Below are 18,347 nucleotides of genomic sequence, written 5' to 3' on the forward strand. Positions count from 1 at the left end.
TCTCCTGGGTTCAGGCCGTAGTGCCGATGCGCTGCAGGCGGTAGCTGCCGTCAAGCACGCCCTCGACCCAGTCCTGATTCTCCAGGTACCAGTCAACAGTGAAGGCGATGCCCTGCTCGAACGTGTGCGCCGGCTGCCAGCCCAGTTCGTTCTTCAGCTTGCTGGCATCGATCGCATAGCGACGGTCATGGCCGGGGCGATCGGCCACATGGGTGATCTGGCTGCTGCGCGGCTGCCCGTCAGCGCGCGGACGGCGCTGGTCCAGCAGAGCGCAGATCGCATGCACCACCTCGATGTTCTGCCGTTCCGAATTGCCGCCCACATTGTAGGTCTCGCCCACCCGGCCCTTGGCCAGCACGGTGCGGATCGCCTCGCAGTGATCGGACACGAACAGCCAGTCACGCACCTGCCTGCCGTCGCCGTACACCGGCAGCGGTTCGCCGGCCAGCGCCTTGGCGATCACCAGCGGGATGAGCTTTTCCGGGAAGTGGTAGGGGCCGTAGTTGTTGGAGCAGTTGGTGGTCAGCACCGGCAGCCCGTAGGTGTGGTGGAACGCACGCACCAGGTGATCGGACGCGGCCTTGGACGCCGAGTACGGCGAGTTCGGCGCGTACGGGGTGGTCTCGCTGAACGCGCCGGTCTCGCCCAGCGTGCCGTACACCTCGTCGGTGGACACATGCAGGAAGCGGAACGCTGCGCCGCGCTCGGCCGGCAACGCCTTCCAGTAGTCGCGCACCGCTTCGAGCAGGCCCAGGGTCCCCACCACATTGGTCTGGATGAAGGCCCCGGGGCCATCGATGGAGCGGTCCACGTGGCTCTCGGCTGCGAAGTTCAGCACCGCATCGGGCTGATGCTCGGCGAGCAGGCGGGCGACCCGCTCACGGTCGCCGATGTCGCCGTGCACGAACACATGGTCCGGATTACCTTCCAGGCTGGACAGCGTCTGCAGGTTGCCGGCGTAGGTCAGTGCATCGAGATTGACGACCTTGACGCCACGGGCCACGGCCTCGAGGACGAAATTGCCGCCAATGAACCCGGCGCCGCCGGTGACAATCCAAGTTGGCACTACCCGTTACTCCTGTTCGATCAAGGCTCCCGCGCCGCCTGGCAGTCGGGTGCAGCGCAGCAGGATACATCGGGCCCACCTTTACCACTGCCTCTGACGGGTGAACAGAGCCCCTTCCCTGAGAGAGCATTAGTGCGCCGCAGCACAACCATACGCATTCGCATGGTTGCCCCAAGCCAGCTAGAATCGGGATCCCACCCCCGAACCGGTTGCTGTCAGGACCGGACGTTCTCCCTGTTACTGAAGGACCCCGTACCAGATGAAAATCCTCGTCGCATACAAGCGCGTGGTGGACTACAACGTCCGCATTCAGGTCAAGCCGGACGGTTCCGGCGTGGTCACCGACGGCGTCAAGCTGTCTCCCAATCCTTTCGATGAAATCGCCCTGGAAGAAGCCCTGCGCCTGCGCGACAAGGGCATCGCCACGGAGGTGGTGGTGGCCACCATCGCCCCGGCCGACGCCCAGGCGCATCTGCGCAACGGCCTGGCCATGGGCGCCAACCGTGCCGTGCACGTGGTCACCGACCAGGCCATCCAGCCGCTGACCGCCGCGCGCACCCTGCTCAAGCTGGTCGAGAAGGAGCAGCCGGACCTGGTGATCCTCGGCAAGCAGGCCATCGACGATGATGCCAACCAGACCGGGCAGATGCTGGCCACGCTCTGGGGCCGCCCGCAGGCGACCTTCGCCAGCAAGCTGGACATCGCCGATGGCAAGGCCACGGTGACCCGTGAGGTCGACGCCGGCCTGGAAACACTGGAAGTGGATCTGCCGGCGGTCGTCACCACCGACCTGCGCCTGAACGAGCCGCGCTTCATCAAGCTGCCGGACATCATGAAGGCCAAGGCCAAGCCGCTGGAAACCCTGCAGCTGGCCGACCTCGGCGTTGAAGCCGCCGACACCTTCAAGACCACCCGGTACGCTGCGCCGTCCAAGCGCAGCAAGGGTGTAATGGTCAAGGACGCGGCCGAACTGGTGGCCGCACTCAAGCAGAAGGGGTTGCTGTAATGAGCAAGATTCTCGTCATCGCCGAGCACCACGACGGCAAGCTCAACGCCGCCACCGCCAAGACCGTCAGCGCCGCCGCTGCCATCAGCGGTGCCAGCATCGACGTGCTGGTGCTGGCCGCCGATCCGACGGCCGTCGCCGCCGAGGCCGCCAGGATCGCCGGCGTCGCCAAGGTCCTGACCGTGGCCAACGCCGCCAACGCACAGGCCCTGGCCCAGGTGCTGGCGCCGCAGATCGCACAGCTGGCCAAGGGCTACAGCCACGTGTTCGGCCCGTCCACCACCTTCGGCAAGGACCTGATGCCGTGCGTGGCCGCCCTGCTGGGTGTCAACCAGGTCTCCGACCTGATGGCCGTGGAAGGCAGCCACACCTTCAAGCGCCCGATCTACGCCGGCAACGCCATCATCACCGTGGAAGCCCCGGCCGACCAGGTCGTGGTCGCCACCGTGCGTGCCGCGTCGTGGCCGGAAGCCGCGCAGGGCGGCAGCGCTGCCATCGAAGCGGCCAGCGTGGATGCGGTACTGCCGACCCACACCCGTTTCATCGGCCTGGCCGCCGGTGCCAGCGACCGTCCGGACCTGCAGAGCGCCAAGCGCGTGGTCTCCGGTGGCCGTGGTGTCGGCTCAGAAGAGAACTTCAAGGTCGTCTTCCAGCTGGCCGACAAGCTCGGTGCCGCCGTCGGCGCCTCGCGCGCCGCCGTCGATGCCGGCTACGTGCCCAGCGACCTGCAGGTCGGCCAGACCGGCAAGATCATCGCGCCGGAGCTGTACGTGGCCGTCGGCATCAGCGGTGCGATCCAGCACCTGACCGGCATCAAGGATGCCGGCACGATCGTGGCGATCAACAAGGACGGCGATGCGCCGATCTTCGAGATTGCCGATATCGGCCTGGTCGGGGATCTGTTCACGATCCTGCCGGAACTCGAGGCCGCGCTGGGCTGAGCGCCCGCCCGGGGTGCCGCGTAATCAACAGGTTACGCGGCATTCCCTTCCTTCTGGGGCCCGCAGGGACGCTGGCCTGGCTCACCCGTCCTTGCAGTGCCTGTCGCTATAATCCGGGGTCAACCCGTGTAAGGACTGCATTGATGACGCTCCCGTGTTTCAAGGCCTATGACATCCGTGGCCGCGTTCCGGATGAACTGGATGAACGCCTTGCCCGCCGCATCGGCGCCGGCACTGCCGCGTTGCTGGGCCCGGGACCGGTGGTGGTGGGACACGATATCCGCCTGAGCAGCCCTGCCCTCCTGCAGGCCGCCATCGAAGGCCTGACCGCCAGCGGCCGCGATGTCATCGACATCGGCATGTGCGGTACCGAGGAGGTCTATTTCCAGACCTTCCACCGCAAGGCCGCCGGCGGCATCATGGTCACCGCCAGCCACAACCCGATGGACTACAACGGGATGAAGCTGGTGCGCGAGGAGTCCAAGCCCATCAGCGGCGATACCGGCCTGTTCGACATCCGCGACTTCGCCGCCTCGGAGGCGCCGCTGGGAACCGGCCAGGGCGAGGTCCGCCAGGACACCGACAAGTCCGCCTACATCCAGCACCTGCTCGGCTACGTCGACGTGGCCGGCCTGAAGCCGCTGAAGATCGTCACCAACCCCGGCAACGGTGGCGCTGGCCTGGTGATCGACGAACTGGCGCCGCACCTGCCGTTCGAGTTCATCCGCATCCAGCACGAGGCCGATGGCAGTTTCCCGAATGGCATCCCCAATCCGCTGCTGCCGGAGAACCGTGCGGCAACGCGCGATGCCGTGCGCGCGCACGGTGCCGATTTCGGCATCGCCTGGGACGGCGATTTCGATCGCTGCTTCTTCTTCGACGCCGACGGCAACTTCATCGAGGGCTACTACCTGGTCGGGCTGCTGGCGACGGCGCTGCTGGCCCGCCAGGCGGGCGGCAAGATCATCCACGACCCGCGCCTGACCTGGAACACCGTGGAAATGGTCGAGCAGGCCGGCGGCGTGCCGATCATGAGCAAGACCGGGCATGCGTTCATCAAGGAGCGCATGCGTGCCGAAGATGCCATCTATGGCGGCGAGATGAGCGCCCACCATTACTTCCGCGAGTTCGCCTACTGCGACTCGGGCATGATCCCGTGGCTGCTGATCGCGCAGCTGGTTTCCACGACCGGCAAGTCACTGGGCGAGCTGGTGGCCGATCGCATGAAGGCCTATCCGTGCAGCGGCGAGATCAACTTCCGTGTTGACGATGCCAAGGCGACCGTGGCGCGCGTGCTGGCGCATTTCCAGCAACAGCAGCCGGTACTGGACCATACCGATGGCGTCAGTGCGGATTTCGCCGACTGGCGCTTCAACCTGCGCAGCTCCAACACCGAGCCGCTGCTGCGCCTGAACATCGAAACCCGTGGCGATGACGCCCTGCTGCGCGAACGCATCGCCGAGCTGACCGCCCTGATCGGCGGCACGCCGGCAAACCATTAACCGAAGGACGCACCATGAATCCCATCGTTCCCGTCATTCTTTCCGGCGGCTCTGGCACGCGTCTGTGGCCGCTGTCGCGCGAAGCGTATCCGAAGCAGTTCCTGCCGCTGGTCGGCAACGACACGATGCTGCAGGCGACCTGGAAGCGCGTTGCGTCGATTGCCGGCGCGGCACCGATCGTGGTCGCCAACCAGGAACACCGTTTCATGGCGGCCGAGCAGCTGCGCGAATGCAAGGTGCTGCCGCAGGCGCTGATCCTCGAGCCGGTCGGCCGCAACACCGCGCCGGCGATCGCCATCGCCGCGCTGCAGGCACTGTCGGCCGGCGATGACGCGCTGCTGCTGGTGCTGCCGTCGGACCACGTGGTCCGCAACGAGGCGGCGTTCCATGCCGCGGTCAAGCAGGCCGCCGTCGCGGCCGAATCCGGCAAGCTGGTCACCTTCGGCATCGTGCCGACGGCGCCGGAGACCGGCTACGGCTACATCAAGGCCGCCACGGGTGAAGGCGTGCGTGCCGTCGACCGCTTCGTCGAGAAGCCCGACCTGGCTACCGCCGAACAGTACGTGGCATCCGGCGAGTACTTCTGGAACAGCGGCATGTTCCTGTTCAAGGCCTCGCGCTACCTGAAGGAACTGGAGACGCTGCAGCCGGCGATCCTCGCCGCCTGCCGCAATGCGCTCGACAAGGCCGCACGCGACAACGACTTCATCCGCCTCGACGCCGAGGCCTTCGCTGCCAGCCCGAACGACTCGATCGACTACGCGGTGATGGAAAAGACCGCCGATGCCGCCGTGGTACCGCTCGACGCGGAATGGAATGACGTCGGCTCGTGGTCGGCATTGTGGGAAGTGTCCGACAAGGATGCCGACGGCAACGCCTGCCATGGCGATGTCATCGCCCTGGACTGCAAGGACAGCTATGCCTATGGCAACCGCCTGATCGCGATGGTCGGCCTGCAGGACGTGGTGGTCGTGGAGACCGACGACGCCGTGTTCGTCGGCCACAAGGACCGCGTGCAGGACGTCAAGGAGATTGTCGGCCGGATCAAGCGCGAGGGCCGCAGTGAAGCTGCCGCGCACCGCAAGGTGTACCGTCCGTGGGGCGCCTACGATTCCATCGACAACGGCGACCGCTTCCAGGTCAAGCGCATCACCGTCAAGCCGGGCGCGACCCTGAGCCTGCAGATGCATCACCACCGCGCCGAGCACTGGATCGTGGTCAGCGGCACGGCCGAGGTGACCCGGGGCGACGAGGTCATCCTGCTGTCGGAAAACCAGAGCACGTACATCCCGCTGGGTGTCACCCATCGCCTGAAAAACCCGGGCAAGCTGCCGCTGGAGTTGATCGAAGTGCAGTCGGGCAGCTACCTGGGCGAGGACGATATCGTTCGTTTCGAAGACCAGTACGGCCGCGCGGGAGGCTGATCGGTGAGTGCTTCGGGTGCCGGCCGTTCGAGGCCGTTGTGTGTTGATCTGGACGGCACCCTGCTGCGCAGTGACCTGTTGTACGAGACCTTCCTGAGGATGCTGGCACGGCAGCCCTGGATGCTGTTCGTGCTGCCGTTCTGGCTGCTGCGTGGCAAGGCGCACCTGAAGCACCAGCTGGCGGTGCACGGTGCCGGCGATCCGGCACTGCTGCCGTACGACCCGCGCGTGGTCGAACTGCTGCGGACCAGCAGTGATCGCAGGCGGGTCCTGTGCACGGCATCCGACGCCGCACTGGTGGAGCCGATCGCGCGCCATCTGGGCGTGTTCGACGACGTGTTCTGCAGCGATGGACACACCAATCTTGCCGGGCATCGCAAGGCCGATCTGCTGGTGAAGGCGTTCGGCGAGCGCGGTTTCGACTACATGGGCAACGCGCGGGTCGATCTGGCCATCTGGAAGCACGCGCATTCGGCCTGGGTGGTCAACGCCGGTTCCGGCGTCGCCCGCGCTGCGGCGCACTGTTCGGAGCTTGCCGCACACTGGCCCCGCGAAGGCGGCGGCCCACGCGCCTGGCTCAAGGCGATGCGTGTCCACCAGTGGCTGAAGAACGTGCTGGTATTCGTGCCATTGCTGGCGAGTCATCGTTTCCTGGAGCTGGAGACCACGCTCAACGCGGTGCTGGCGTTCATCGCCTTCGGGCTGTGCGCATCCGGCGTGTATCTGTTCAATGACCTGCTGGACCTCGACTCGGACCGGCAGCATCCGCGCAAGCGCAAGCGCCCGTTCGCCTGTGGGCGGCTGGATCTGCGCTCGGGGTTGCTGGCCACGCCGGTACTGACCCTGGCCGGCTTCCTGCTGGCGGCCATTGTCGCCCCTGCGTTCCTGCTGGTACTGGCCATCTATTTCTGCCTCACCCTGGCCTATTCGCTGCGGATGAAGCAGGTGGTGATGATCGATGTGGTGATGCTGGCCGCGCTCTACACCATCCGCATCGTCGGCGGTGCCGCGGCAATCGACGTCACGCTTTCGTTCTGGCTGCTGACCTTCTCGATGTTCATCTTCCTCAGCCTGGCCATGCTCAAGCGCTACACCGAACTGCGCATGACGCTGGCCAGCGGCAAGGAGAAGCCCAGCGGGCGTGGCTACCACGTCGAGGACCTGGGACTGGTACAGGCCCTGGGTACCGCGTCGGGCATGGCGTCGGTACTGGTGCTGTGCCTGTACATCAACGCGCCGGAAAGCCAGGAGCTCTACGGGCATCCGCTGTTCCTGTGGCTGCTGTGCCCGGTCCTGCTCTACTGGATCTGCCGCACATGGCTGCTGGCCCACCGTGGACAGATGCACGACGACCCGGTCGTGTTCGCAGTGAAGGATCCCGGCAGCCTGATCACGGTGCTGGTGGGTGGCCTGTCGGTACTGGCGGCGATCTGAATCAGGCACATCACGGCTGCGCCACCGGCGCGCAGCCCGTCATTCGAGCGCGGGGAATGACGGTGCCAGCGCTGCCCGCAGGCAGCGCTGGCAACCCGGCCAGGTGGGATCAGGCCGGACGCTCGGGCCCGGTACGATCCAGCAGCATGGCTTCCTGCAGGTCGTAGAAGCGCCGCAGCGGATAGGCCTGCAGTGCCTGTGCGCGTACCTCGGCACGGCTTGCCGCATCGCGGCTGGCCATCAGGCGCAGCATCGCTGCCGCCAGTGCCGGTGCATCACCGACCGGCACCACTTCGCCATTGCCGGTGTTCTGCACGATGGTGCGCACGCCCGGCAGGTTCGACGCGATCACCCGTGAACCACTGAGCATCGCCTCCAGCTGCACCATGCCGAACGCTTCATAGCGGTTGACGCTGGGCAGTACCAGCACATCGAGCTGCGCATAGAACGCCTGCAGTTCCTGTTCGCTGACGCGACCGCGCACGTCGACCGCATCCCCCAGCGCGGCGATGCTGCCGTGGATGGCATCCATGATGCCGCCGCCGGCGATGTTGTGGGTATCCCCGACCAGCACCAGGCGGACACGGTCGCCATGCAGGGCATGGACCTGGCTGAAGGCCTCCAGCAGGACAGGCAGGCCTTTCTCGGCGACGAAGCGGCCCACGAAACCAAAGCGGAACACCCCGTCGGTACTCGCCGGGCGATCCTGCCAGGGCATCGCCTTCATCGGCGCCAGCACTTCATGCTGCTTGTGACGGATACCGGACAACCAGGCCGAAGAGCTCGCGTAATCATGGGTGAGTACCCCGACATCACGGGCCCGCCGCGTGGCCAGCCAGCAGGACACACGGGTGACGTTCACCGCCAGCCGGTCCAGCAGTCCACCCACCACGGCCATGTCGCACTGGTAGTTCACCACCAGCTTGCGGGCCGGGACCAGCAATGACAGCAGGCCCGATTCCAGCATCGGCATATGCAGGTTGACCACATCATGCTGCCGCGCCAGTCGCCGGAACCAGGTGATGAACTTCCAGCTCAGGACGCCTTTGTGCATGCGGGCGAACACCGGTGCGCGCACCAGGCGCACGCCGTTGATGGTCTCTTCCACCGGCAGGGATGCATCGTGCTGGGTGGTGAGCACGGTGACCTCGTGGCGATGGGACAGGTCCTCGGCGAGCATCCGCGCGAATTCAGTCACCCCGCTCATGTAGGGCGTGTAGTAGGTCAGGACGATCAGGATCTTCATGCTCAGCTCGCGCTCACAAGTACCACGCCCAGCACGATCAGGCCGATGCCGGCCATGCGCAGTGGGCCGATGTGCTCGCCCAGGAACAGCACGGCAAGCACCGGTGTCACCACGTAGGTCAGGGCGATCATCGGCTGCAGCTTGGTCAGTGGCATGTACTTGAGCAGCACCACCCACGACACCAGCGGGATCATCTGCAGGATGAAGCCGGTCACCAGTGGCAGGTTGAACGCAGACGACAGCATGGGCAGGAGGCCGTCGGAATAGGTGACACGCCCCGCCCCGACCTTCAGCAGGACGGTTCCACAGGCGCCGAGGATGACCAGGCCGAAGACGATCAGGAGTTGCATGGGAGACCTCTTGCGCCGTGGCCGTGGCCCGACGCTGTTCGATGGATGATTGCGAAGACCGTCATTCTGCCGGCTCGGCAGGCACGCCGCAGCTGATGCGGGCGTGGGACACGTTGGCGAACAGAGGCCGGGGATCGGTTGATAGACCCAACGCCTGCGGCGACGCAACCGGCCAATCCGGCGCGAGGACGACCACCGAGCTGCCGCCGGCCAGCTGCAGACTGACCTCGCCCTGGTGCCCGTCGACGGTTGCTGCTTCCACACCGTTGACGGTCACATGGATACGTCCCTCGGCGGGTGGCTGCAGCAGATCCAGATCAACCTGCAGTCGTGCGCCCGCACATCCTTTGGGCACGAAGGTTTCAAGGCTGAAGGCGCCGCGGGTCCAGCAGTGATCCTGTTCGCAGGTGTGCCAGCCCGTACCCGCCTGGGCCAGCGGCAACTGACCGGACTGCAGCGAGAACAATGCGAATGTGGGATCTTCCAGGAGCGGGGCAGTACCCGGCGGCAGCGCTGGGCCCGTCCCGGGCTGCCTGAGTACCAGCAGCCAATCGGGTGATTCGGCACCGCGCAGGCTGTCATTTAACAGGGCATCGCTGTACCCCACCGGAGCGTCGCCACGGTCGGCAATGCGCGCGCGCACCCCGCGCCGATGCAGCTCCAGCACAGCAAAGTCCTGCTTGACGTAGCGCTCCGGCCCGTTGACCCCGGACGTGTCGATGACAACCTCATCTCCCTTCTGCGGCAGCCTGATCGCTTCCGAGAGGGCATGGGTGATACCCGAAGGCACATGCGAGACCAGGATCGATCGCGAACGCACGGCGTAGGCCGCCGACAGCGCCCCCAGCGTCGCCATCAGCAGCAGTACCACACCTGTGCGGCCGCGACGGCGCGCATGGCGCAGCAGAAGCCAGCTCAACAGCGCCACCCATGCCGGCCCGAGCACCTGCACCAGCTTGTGCTCGCCGTACTGATAGCCATGGCTCTGCACATAGGCAACCAGCACCATGCTGGCTGCCAGCAAGCCGACGAAGAACCGCCAGCGTCCTTCCCGGATGGAAAGCCATGCAGTGGACGCCATCAGCACCAGCCCGAGCATGATGGCTTCCGGATTCACGGCAGGTTCGCCGGTCATCAACAGGCCGGCGAAGGGAGCCGACAGCCACCAACCCCAGAAGGGCTGCCGGATGTACCAGCTGGGCCACGACGACTGCGCGACGATGCCACTGACCTGGGCATAGGATGCCATCAGCTCGGGCAGCATCCGGTTGAGGACGATCGCGCAGGCCAGCATCGCCAGCAGGCCGCCCAGCAGGAACACCCGCCAAGAACGCAGCCACATGGCCGTCACCAGTACGGCCAGGGCCACGATCATGCACGCATGCACCGCCGCTTCGCCGTATGCCATGCCGGTACAGCCCGCGGCTGCACCCAGCATGATCCACTTTGCACCCAGCGACTGCATTGGCGTAAGCGCCCACAGCACGATCATCATCAGCAGGGCGCCCGCCATCGCCGTACCGATGTTCTCGTTGACCACCGCAAGCATCATGCCGGTACCCAGCATGCACAGCACCGCCAGCAGGAAGGCCACCGCGGTTCCCCGCGGCCAGCGACGCGCGCCGCCGAAGCGGCCTGCCATCGAGGGCAGCATGCCGAGCACCGGGAACAGTGCGGCGGTACCGATCATCGCCCGCACCTGGTTTGGGCCTGCCTCCGGCACGAAGCTGGACGCCAGTGCCAACAGGCTGTACGCCCCATTGCGCTGCACGATGCAGCCGTTGCCGATGAACTGCATGCCCTGACCGCATTGCCCCAGCGCCCACTCGCGGGCCACCGTGGCCTGCTCGACCCAGAGCGGGTGTTGCATGGCCCATTTGGCACCGCCGTAGAAGAACACCAGATCATGGTTGGTGCCTTCAAGCATCCACAGATGCCGGGAGGCGAACATGAGATTCCACCATGCGACCAGCAGAACGCCCGCAAGCAGACTGATCGTGAACGCCCAGATCGACGCATGGGCGAGCGGATCGGCGAAGCCACGGCGAAGCGCCACGAGGGCTCCCACGGCCCCGCTGATCAGGAAACAGGGAAACACCACGTAGCCGGGCAGCCACGCATTGGCATTCATCAGCAGGGCCAGTACGCACACGCTTGCGAGCAGCAACGCCTGGACCGGCCCGATCTGTCGCAGATGCGGACTCACGCGGATGCCGGCGACGGCCAGCAGGGTCGAGCTGCCGATGACAGCAAGACACATCGCCAATACCGGCGCAATCAGTTGCCAGACATAATGCACTGCGTGTTCTCCCTGCACTGAAGGCGGGATCAGCCGAAGCGGACCCCGCGCTCTTTCAGGCCTCCGCGCGGGCCTGGTACATCCAACGAAGCGTCTCGCCCAGATCGAAGTCCGGCAATGAGCCGACCGCGGCCCGCAGCTTGCCGTTGTCACCACGCAGCGACTTGACCTCGTTGGCGCGGACGAAGGCGGGATTCACTTTCACTTCGATGTCGCGGCCGGAGATGCCACGCATGCGTTCGATGACCTCATGCAGCGAATGCTCCTGGCCGGAGCAGACGTTGTAGGTCTGGCCATTGCCCGGCAGTGCCAGCAGGCCTTCGTAGGCAGCGGCCACACCCCGCACGTCATTGAAATCGCGCGAGACATCGGTGTTGCCCAGCTCGATCACATCGGCACCGCGGCGGAAGTGCGCCACGATCTTCGGAATCAGGAACTTCTCGTCCTGGCCCACGCCGGTGTAGTTGAATGGACGCACCAGGGTCAGCGGAAGCTGATCGATCCACAGCGCCGCCATGGCCTCCATCGCCATCTTGCTGACCGCGTAGTCGTTCTGCGGCGAAAGCGGCGCCTGCTCGTCGAGCACGCCGGACGCGTTGCCGTAGACATTGGCACTGCTGGCCAGCAGTACATTGCTCGGCGCCTCGTCCAGGGACGCCAGCGCTTCCAGCAGATTGCGCGTCCCCACCACGTTGACCCGGTAGATCTCGTCGGCATCACCGTGGGCGACGAACGAGATCGCAGCCAGATGGACCACGCGCTGCGGACGCACTCTGGCGACGTGCTGCTTGAGCGCAGCACGGTCGAGCAGATTGACCGACGTAGCGGTGTCACCGGAATGCAGATCATGCACATCGCACCCGGCAGCACGCAGGCGTTCGATCACGTAGCGCCCGGTGAACCCGGACGCCCCCGTGACCAGCACGCGCTGGCCTGACAACTCAGAACGAGAAGCCACGCTCGTTCCTCTTGAGGTCAGCCTCGACCATCATCTGGCACAGCTGTTCCAGGCTGGTCTGCGGCTTCCAGCCAAGGATGCGCTCGGCCTTTTCCGGGTTGCCGATCAGCAGATCGACTTCGGCCGGGCGGTGGAACTTCGGATTGATGCGCATCACGGTCTTGCCGGTGGCGGTGTCCACCGCGACTTCGTCGACGTCCTTGCCCTTGAACTCGACATCGATGCCGGCGCCCTTGAACGCCATCGCCACGAAGTCGCGCACGGTCTCGGTACGGTTGGTGGCCAGCACGAAGGTGTCCGGCTGCTCGGCCTGCAGCATGCGCCACATGCCTTCCACGTACTCCTTGGCGAAGCCCCAGTCACGCTTGGCGTCCAGGTTGCCCAGTTCCAGGACGTCCAGCTGGCCCAGCTTGATCTTGGCAACCGAGTCGGTGATCTTGCGGGTCACGAACTCGCGCCCGCGCAGCGGGCTTTCGTGGTTGAACAGGATGCCGCTGGAACCGAAGATGTCGTAGCTCTCGCGGTAGTTGACGGTGATCCAGTGCGCGTAGAGCTTGGCCACGCCGTACGGGCTGCGCGGGTAGAACGGGGTGTCCTCCACCTGCGGCACGGCCTGCACCTTGCCGAACATTTCCGAGGTCGACGCCTGGTAGAAGCGGATCTTCGGATTGACCAGGCGAATCGCTTCCAGCAGGTTCAGTGCACCCACACCGGTGATCTGCGCGGTGGTAGTCGGCTGGTCGAAGCTGACGCCGACGAAGCTCTGTGCGGCCAGGTTGTAGATCTCGTCCGGCTGGATCTTCTGCACCATCGCCAGCGACGTGCCGAGGTCGGTCAGGTCGTACTCCACCAGGTGCAGGTTCGGGTGGTTGGTCACGCCCAGCTCATCCAGGCGCCAGAAATTCACCGAGCTGGTGCGGCGGTAGGTGCCGTGCACTTCATAGCCCTTCTCCAGCAACAGCTGGGTGAGATAGGCGCCGTCCTGACCCGTGATGCCTGTGATGATTGCCTTCTTCATTGCTTCTCGTCCTGATGATTGAGTGAATTTGCAGCCAGAGCCTGCCGACGCGTGCGGAGGATCTGTCGAGCCATGGAGTCCAGACGGCGGGCCAGCGCAGGATACCGGTGTTCGGCGCGCCATTGTGCGGCACGCTGCTGCACATCGGCCAACACTGGATCGCCGTCGCGGCTGGCACGCAGCAGTTGCCGCAGACCGGCCGCAAGATCGGGCGGGGAGGTCCCGGGCAGACGGTGAACGACGTCGCCGACGTTGTCGAAGATCGCCAGCGGCGTGACGGCCACCGGGCGGCCTGAGGCCAGCCCGTAGCGGACTGCCGCGCTGGAGGATTCGCCGGTGCCCTGGTATGGGAACACCACCACATCGGCCTGCACCAGCTCCTGCATGCTCTCCTGGTCACGCAGGAAACGGGTCACCATCCGCACACGCGACTGCAGGCCATGCTGCACGACCCGCGCCACCGCCTGGTCGATCTGCTGCCGCGAGACATCCACCGGATACTCGGCATTGATCATCGCCAGTTCGACGTCCACGCCCTGGGCGACCATCAACGCAACAGCGTCGATCAGTTCCAGCAACCCCTTGTGCGGCAGGAAGAAACCGTAGGAAACGACGCGCAGGCGTGCGCCCGTGTTTGCCGCCGCCGGCTCAGCCGGTTCCAGGATGCCGTGCGGGAACATCGCGGTGTTGCGCTCCACGCCGATGTCCTTGAGACGGTTGAGGTCGTGTATGGAGTGCACCAGCACGCGATCGCAGCCGGCCAGTGCCGGCCCCAGGTCGCGCAGCCGCTTGCGCGGATTCTCCGCGGCATCAACGGTTGCATGCATCATCACGATCAGGCCCCTGCCGGCCGCCTGCTGCCGCTCAAGGAAGGCCGAGAACGCGGGGAAGTCAAAGAAGCCGTACTGGAACTGGATGATCAGCGTGTCCAGCTTCAGACGCTCGATCTGCTGTTCCAGCCGCTCAAGCATGTCGCCTTCGCCCTGCCGCCAGCAGCGGACAACCTCTGGCCCATCGCGGAACGTGCGGTCATCGGCCTCGGCCGCCAGGATCGCCACCGGTGTTCCGCCGCTCTCCACGAGATAGCTTGCGTAACTGGCCACGCCGCAGCGCGTATTCCAGGTCGTGATCCAGCCGACGCGCGCATCGGGCAGCGTCGGCTGCGCCGCGAACGCGCGTACGTCCTGCTCCAGTCTCCGCGCGGCATCGGACCACGTGAAGCGCGACTTCAGAAGTCGCCGCGCGGCCTCGACCTTGTCCCGCACACGCGCCGGATCGGCGCCGTGCACCTCACGCATTGCGGCGGCCAGCGCGTCGACATCGGGTTCGGCCCAGACCGAATTGCGCAGATTGAAGTGGGTCTGCGCCGGAACGAAGCGGTAATCCACCATCCAGGCGGTTTCTTCGCTGCAGAAATCCAGCTGCCCCCCCCAGTTGGTGGTGATCACCGGCAGGCCGCCCAGCATCGCTTCGGCCAATGGCAGGCCAAAGCCTTCAGCCCGGCTCGGCGCCAGCAGCGCGTTGCAGCTCGCGTACAGATGCTTGAGCTGGGCGTCGCTCACGTCCTCCTCGATGATGTGCACGTCCGGATAATCCGGGTTGTCGCGGCGTGCGTCAGCCAGCCAGCGATGCACTTCATTGTGTGGATTGGCGAAGGTCTTGATGACGAGGCTGACATCGTCGGCGGCGCTGAACGCCTTGCCATAGGCCAGAAGCATCGCGTCCACGCCCTTGCGCGGGAAGCACGAGGACACGTGGAGGAAGCGGAACCCCCTGCCCGGCACCGGATAGGTCGCATCGGCAACAATCTGCTCCCAGTGATCCACGCCGTTCCAGCAGATGCCAAGGGGAACCGACACGCCGTTATCCACCATGATCTTCTCGACATGATGCGAAACGCAGGAGATCCCCTGCAGGCTGTCATTGAACTCCTCGACCCACTCCTGCGGAAAACCGCTCTCCTCCCAGGGATAGGCGTGCAACAGGTTCATCCTTGCGCGTGCATCGGCAACCCGTGGCGGATACAGCAGTCGGCTGGTCACATCGGCCTGGTCGGCCGGGATCGCGGCCACGGCAGCATGCAGCGCCGCCACGCGCGGATTGCGCGCAAGGAACTGCGGTGACGGATCGAAATCACCCGGGCCTTCGGTCGAATGCAGACCCACGTGGTGGCCACGGTCGGCCAATGCTTCCGCGAGGCAACGGTTCACCAGGGCCAGGCTGTAGCTGCTGTCGAATGGACCTTCCACGCGCCAGGACAGCGACGCGGGCAGTTCACCGCCGCGTGCGAGCGCCTCGTTGGCCGCCATTCCGGAGGAGATCAGCGCTGCCGCCTGCTGCAGTTCGAAGGGTTCCGGCTCGCAGCCGACGTCCAGCCCACCCACCGCCTGGACCAGGGTACGGTAGCCGGCGTCGAGTGCAGGCGACGCGGCGACCCAGCGGCGATCGCGTGGCGCACGACGCGATGCGACCGCTTCCATGGCCTGCAGCGCGGCCTTGGCCGAATTGTCCCACGAGAACTTCGCCGCCTGCAGGGGGGCATGGGCACGCAGGGAGTCGGCGAATGCGGTGTCAGTCAAGACGTTCTGCATGGAGCGGGCGATCGAAGCAGGCTCCGTTGGATCGAACAACGCATCTTCACGACCGATCACCTCGGGGATGCTGGTCGTGCCTGAGCCAATGGTCGGTGCTCCGCAGGACATGGCCTCCAGCGCGGGCAGGCCAAAGCCTTCATGCAACGAGGGGAACACGAAGGCCGCCGTCGCGCTGTACAGCGCGATCAGCTCTTCGTCGGTGATATAGCCGGTGAACACCACCTGGTTGCTGACGCCGAGCTGCGCTGCCAGCGCATCGAAATTGCGGCGGTCGTGCTCGGACACTTTGCCGGCGATGACCAGCTGCGTCGACGCACGTACGGCAGGATCCATCAGGGAGAATGCCCGCAGCAGACCCTCTGCATTCTTGCGCGGCTCCATTGCCCCGCTGTACATCACGTAGCGGCCACGCAGGCCGAAGCGCTCGCGGAACAGGGTCTGCTCGCGTTCGCCGATGGCCATCGGCACGAAGTGCGGCGAGATTGCCGAGGAGATGTTGACCACACGCGCCGGATCGATATCCAACGCCTGCAATGCCTCCTGCCGCGCGTGCTGGGAGATCGACAGCAGCAGGTCGGCGCGCTTGAGCGACTCGACCTTGTCCATGTACCAGGACCCGACCCAGTCCGATGCCAGATAGACGTCGGGATTGAGCAGCGGAATCAGGTCATAAAGGGTCAGCGCAGTCGCCGCCCGTACGCCCGGCAACTTGCCGATCGAGCCGACCGCACCGCCCTGGGAACCTTCGAACAGGCTGGATACGTGGATGAAGTCGGGCTGGAGGCCATCCAGGAACGCTTCCCACATCAGCTCGGATGCACCACGCCGCCACGCATCCGCGGCGTTCGGCCAGCCTACCCGGCTGAAGGTATCGAACTGACGGATCCGTTCCTGCGGGACCAGGCCATCCAGGGCCTGGCGGATGTCGCCGATGCCATCGGGGAAGGTGCCGTTGACCGCCACCCAGATCTCATGGTCGCCCGCATTGCGGGCCATCGCTTGCGCCAGCGAGGTCGAATAGCGCCCGATGCCCCGGAATCGGCTCTCGGTCTGTGCACCCTGCAGGTCAATCAGCACTCTCATCGGGCAGCCCTTTCATTCCTTGAACGCTTCAGGTCTTCCAGCACGCGCCGGGCCCGTCGATCCAGATGGACGACAGTGACTTCGTGCTCGTTGCCCTCCATTGCAGCCAATCGCGCCCGCTCGATCTCGAACAGCTGTTCGCTGATGGCGATCTTCTGCAGGCGCTGGTGAAGGAAGGGAATGCGCGTAACCAGGGGCTTGGCCAGGCGTCGCAGCCACGGTGCGGCCATGGCGACCTTCAGCGCGCGCACGACCGCCGGCCGCAGCGCACGTTTCATGCGGCCCAGCACGCTGGACGACAGGCGTCGGCGCACGGCCCGGAACGGCCGCGTGAGCTGCCACGAACGGCTGCGTTCGATCGCATCCAGCTGCGCGCGCAGCTGCTCATGCGCCAACCACCAACGATGGGCCTCGTGCTTGCCCTTGGTGACCTGCTCAGTCAGCTCGTGCAGTTCGGTCAGCGCCTTCCTGTCGAGCAGGCTGCGCTCACGCTCATGCTTGCTCACCAGTTCCCGCTGGGCCACTGCCATCGCACGGACCGCGCCTTCGTGCTCGCTGCGCAGCCTTTCCATTGCACGGGCGTTGTGCTCGGTTGCCTCGGCGGATTCTTCCTGCGCCCGCTGCAGTGCCGCGTCCAGATCCTGGATCCGCTCGTTCAATTCGACCTCGCGTCGATCCGCCAGCGTCTGCAGTTCGTGATAGGCCAGGTTGATCTGCGAGCAGAACTGCGAGCCCGAACTCAGACTGAAATCATCGAACACATTGGGTCCGCTCTCGAATGCCGCATCCAGTTCGGGATGCTGCGCACTGGCGTAGAACCGGTTGAGGCCGTCGAAATAGACGAACCGGTACCCCTTGTCGAGCAGGATCGGTTCCCAGCTCTGGTGGGATTGTTCCGAACTCAGCGGACGCGTGCTTTCCACCACGACCAGCCAGGGCAAGCGGGTATCGCGCTGCCAGCCGCGCAGCACCAGTTCCTCTGCGCCCTCGACGTCGACCTTCAACCAGTGGATGTCAGTGGCTGGCACCTGCTCCAGCACGGTGTCCAGCGTCAGCGCCGGCACACGCACGTCGGAGACGTTGAAGCCCGCCTCCCGATGTTCGGCAGCGATGGCCGGATCCGTGGTGCTCAGGCCGGTATCGGCGATGTTGAAGAACTGCAGTATCCCGGGTTGATCGCTTACGGCAACCTGCAGCACCACCTCATCCGGCCGGCGATCGCGCAGCAGGTTGGCATACTGCGGCGTGGGCTCCACGTGCACGCCGCGCCAGCCATGCTCGTAGAACATCCGGCTTACCGAGTCGGTATCGGGGCTCTGTGCGCCCACATCGACATAGCAGCCATTGTCCACATGTGACAGCGCGCGCCAGAGCATGACGTCTTCGAAATTCTGCGCGTAGGAAATCAGCTTTGACATGGTTGTCC

General features: G+C 65.5%; 13 protein-coding genes. 5 read left to right on the forward strand and 8 right to left on the reverse strand.

What is annotated here, in order from left to right; genetic code table 11:
• Positions 1-10 precede the first annotated feature (10 nt).
• Positions 11-1,066 carry a dTDP-glucose 4,6-dehydratase gene (gene rfbB, locus AC5P5M_RS15805; protein WP_065175347.1) on the reverse strand — a complete coding sequence of 352 codons (1,056 nt, stop codon included), beginning with the start codon at positions 1,064-1,066 and terminating at the stop codon, positions 11-13.
• Positions 1,067-1,325: 259 nt separating this feature from the next.
• On the opposite strand from rfbB, the gene AC5P5M_RS15810 reads away from it, so the two are divergent.
• The 5 genes from AC5P5M_RS15810 (at position 1,326) to AC5P5M_RS15830 (ending at position 7,373) form a co-directional block, all read left to right on the forward strand.
• Entirely contained in the window at positions 1,326-2,072 is a 747-nt protein-coding gene (locus AC5P5M_RS15810) for an electron transfer flavoprotein subunit beta/FixA family protein (RefSeq protein WP_053516970.1), read from the forward strand.
• On the forward strand, positions 2,072-3,013 hold the full coding sequence (locus AC5P5M_RS15815) for an electron transfer flavoprotein subunit alpha/FixB family protein (RefSeq protein WP_253120238.1): 942 nt from the start codon (positions 2,072-2,074) through the stop codon (positions 3,011-3,013). The genes AC5P5M_RS15810 and AC5P5M_RS15815 overlap by 1 nt, the downstream gene beginning before the upstream one ends.
• Before the next feature lie 143 nt (positions 3,014-3,156).
• Positions 3,157-4,515 (forward strand): phosphohexomutase domain-containing protein, encoded by a 1,359-nt coding sequence (locus AC5P5M_RS15820; protein WP_053516973.1) that lies wholly within the window; start codon positions 3,157-3,159, stop codon positions 4,513-4,515.
• Positions 4,516-4,529: 14 nt separating this feature from the next.
• Positions 4,530-5,939, forward strand: coding sequence for a mannose-1-phosphate guanylyltransferase/mannose-6-phosphate isomerase (locus tag AC5P5M_RS15825; RefSeq protein ID WP_065175349.1), 1,410 nt, complete (start codon positions 4,530-4,532; stop codon positions 5,937-5,939).
• Between the two features lie 3 nt (positions 5,940-5,942).
• On the forward strand, positions 5,943-7,373 hold the full coding sequence (locus AC5P5M_RS15830; RefSeq protein ID WP_445393881.1) for a UbiA family prenyltransferase: 1,431 nt from the start codon (positions 5,943-5,945) through the stop codon (positions 7,371-7,373).
• Positions 7,374-7,482: 109 nt separating this feature from the next.
• Here AC5P5M_RS15830 and AC5P5M_RS15835 read toward each other — a convergent pair whose 3' ends face one another.
• From AC5P5M_RS15835 to AC5P5M_RS15865, 7 genes are all read right to left on the reverse strand, one after another.
• The gene (locus tag AC5P5M_RS15835; protein ID WP_445393882.1) at positions 7,483-8,619 is read right to left on the reverse strand and encodes a glycosyltransferase family 4 protein; all 1,137 of its coding nucleotides are present in this window, start codon (positions 8,617-8,619) and stop codon (positions 7,483-7,485) included.
• Between the two features lie 2 nt (positions 8,620-8,621).
• On the reverse strand, positions 8,622-8,969 hold the full coding sequence (locus AC5P5M_RS15840; RefSeq protein ID WP_053516976.1) for an EamA family transporter: 348 nt from the start codon (positions 8,967-8,969) through the stop codon (positions 8,622-8,624).
• A 61-nt stretch (positions 8,970-9,030) separates the two neighbouring features.
• Entirely contained in the window at positions 9,031-11,229 is a 2,199-nt protein-coding gene (locus AC5P5M_RS15845) for a hypothetical protein (protein ID WP_253120235.1), read from the reverse strand.
• 94 nt (positions 11,230-11,323) lie between these two features.
• Entirely contained in the window at positions 11,324-12,226 is a 903-nt protein-coding gene (locus AC5P5M_RS15850; RefSeq protein WP_053516979.1) for a GDP-mannose 4,6-dehydratase, read from the reverse strand.
• Entirely contained in the window at positions 12,210-13,244 is a 1,035-nt protein-coding gene (gene gmd / locus AC5P5M_RS15855) for a GDP-mannose 4,6-dehydratase (RefSeq protein ID WP_053516980.1), read from the reverse strand. Before gmd ends, AC5P5M_RS15850 begins: the two co-directional genes overlap by 17 nt.
• Entirely contained in the window at positions 13,241-16,921 is a 3,681-nt protein-coding gene (locus tag AC5P5M_RS15860; RefSeq protein WP_495206133.1) for a glycosyltransferase, read from the reverse strand. The genes gmd and AC5P5M_RS15860 overlap by 4 nt, the downstream gene beginning before the upstream one ends.
• Positions 16,918-18,339 carry an FkbM family methyltransferase gene (locus AC5P5M_RS15865; RefSeq protein WP_253120230.1) on the reverse strand — a complete coding sequence of 474 codons (1,422 nt, stop codon included), beginning with the start codon at positions 18,337-18,339 and terminating at the stop codon, positions 16,918-16,920. The genes AC5P5M_RS15860 and AC5P5M_RS15865 overlap by 4 nt, the downstream gene beginning before the upstream one ends.
• Between the last annotated feature and the right edge of the window lie 8 nt (positions 18,340-18,347).

Source organism: Stenotrophomonas sp. YJH_SMC_106-19 (assembly GCF_059368375.1).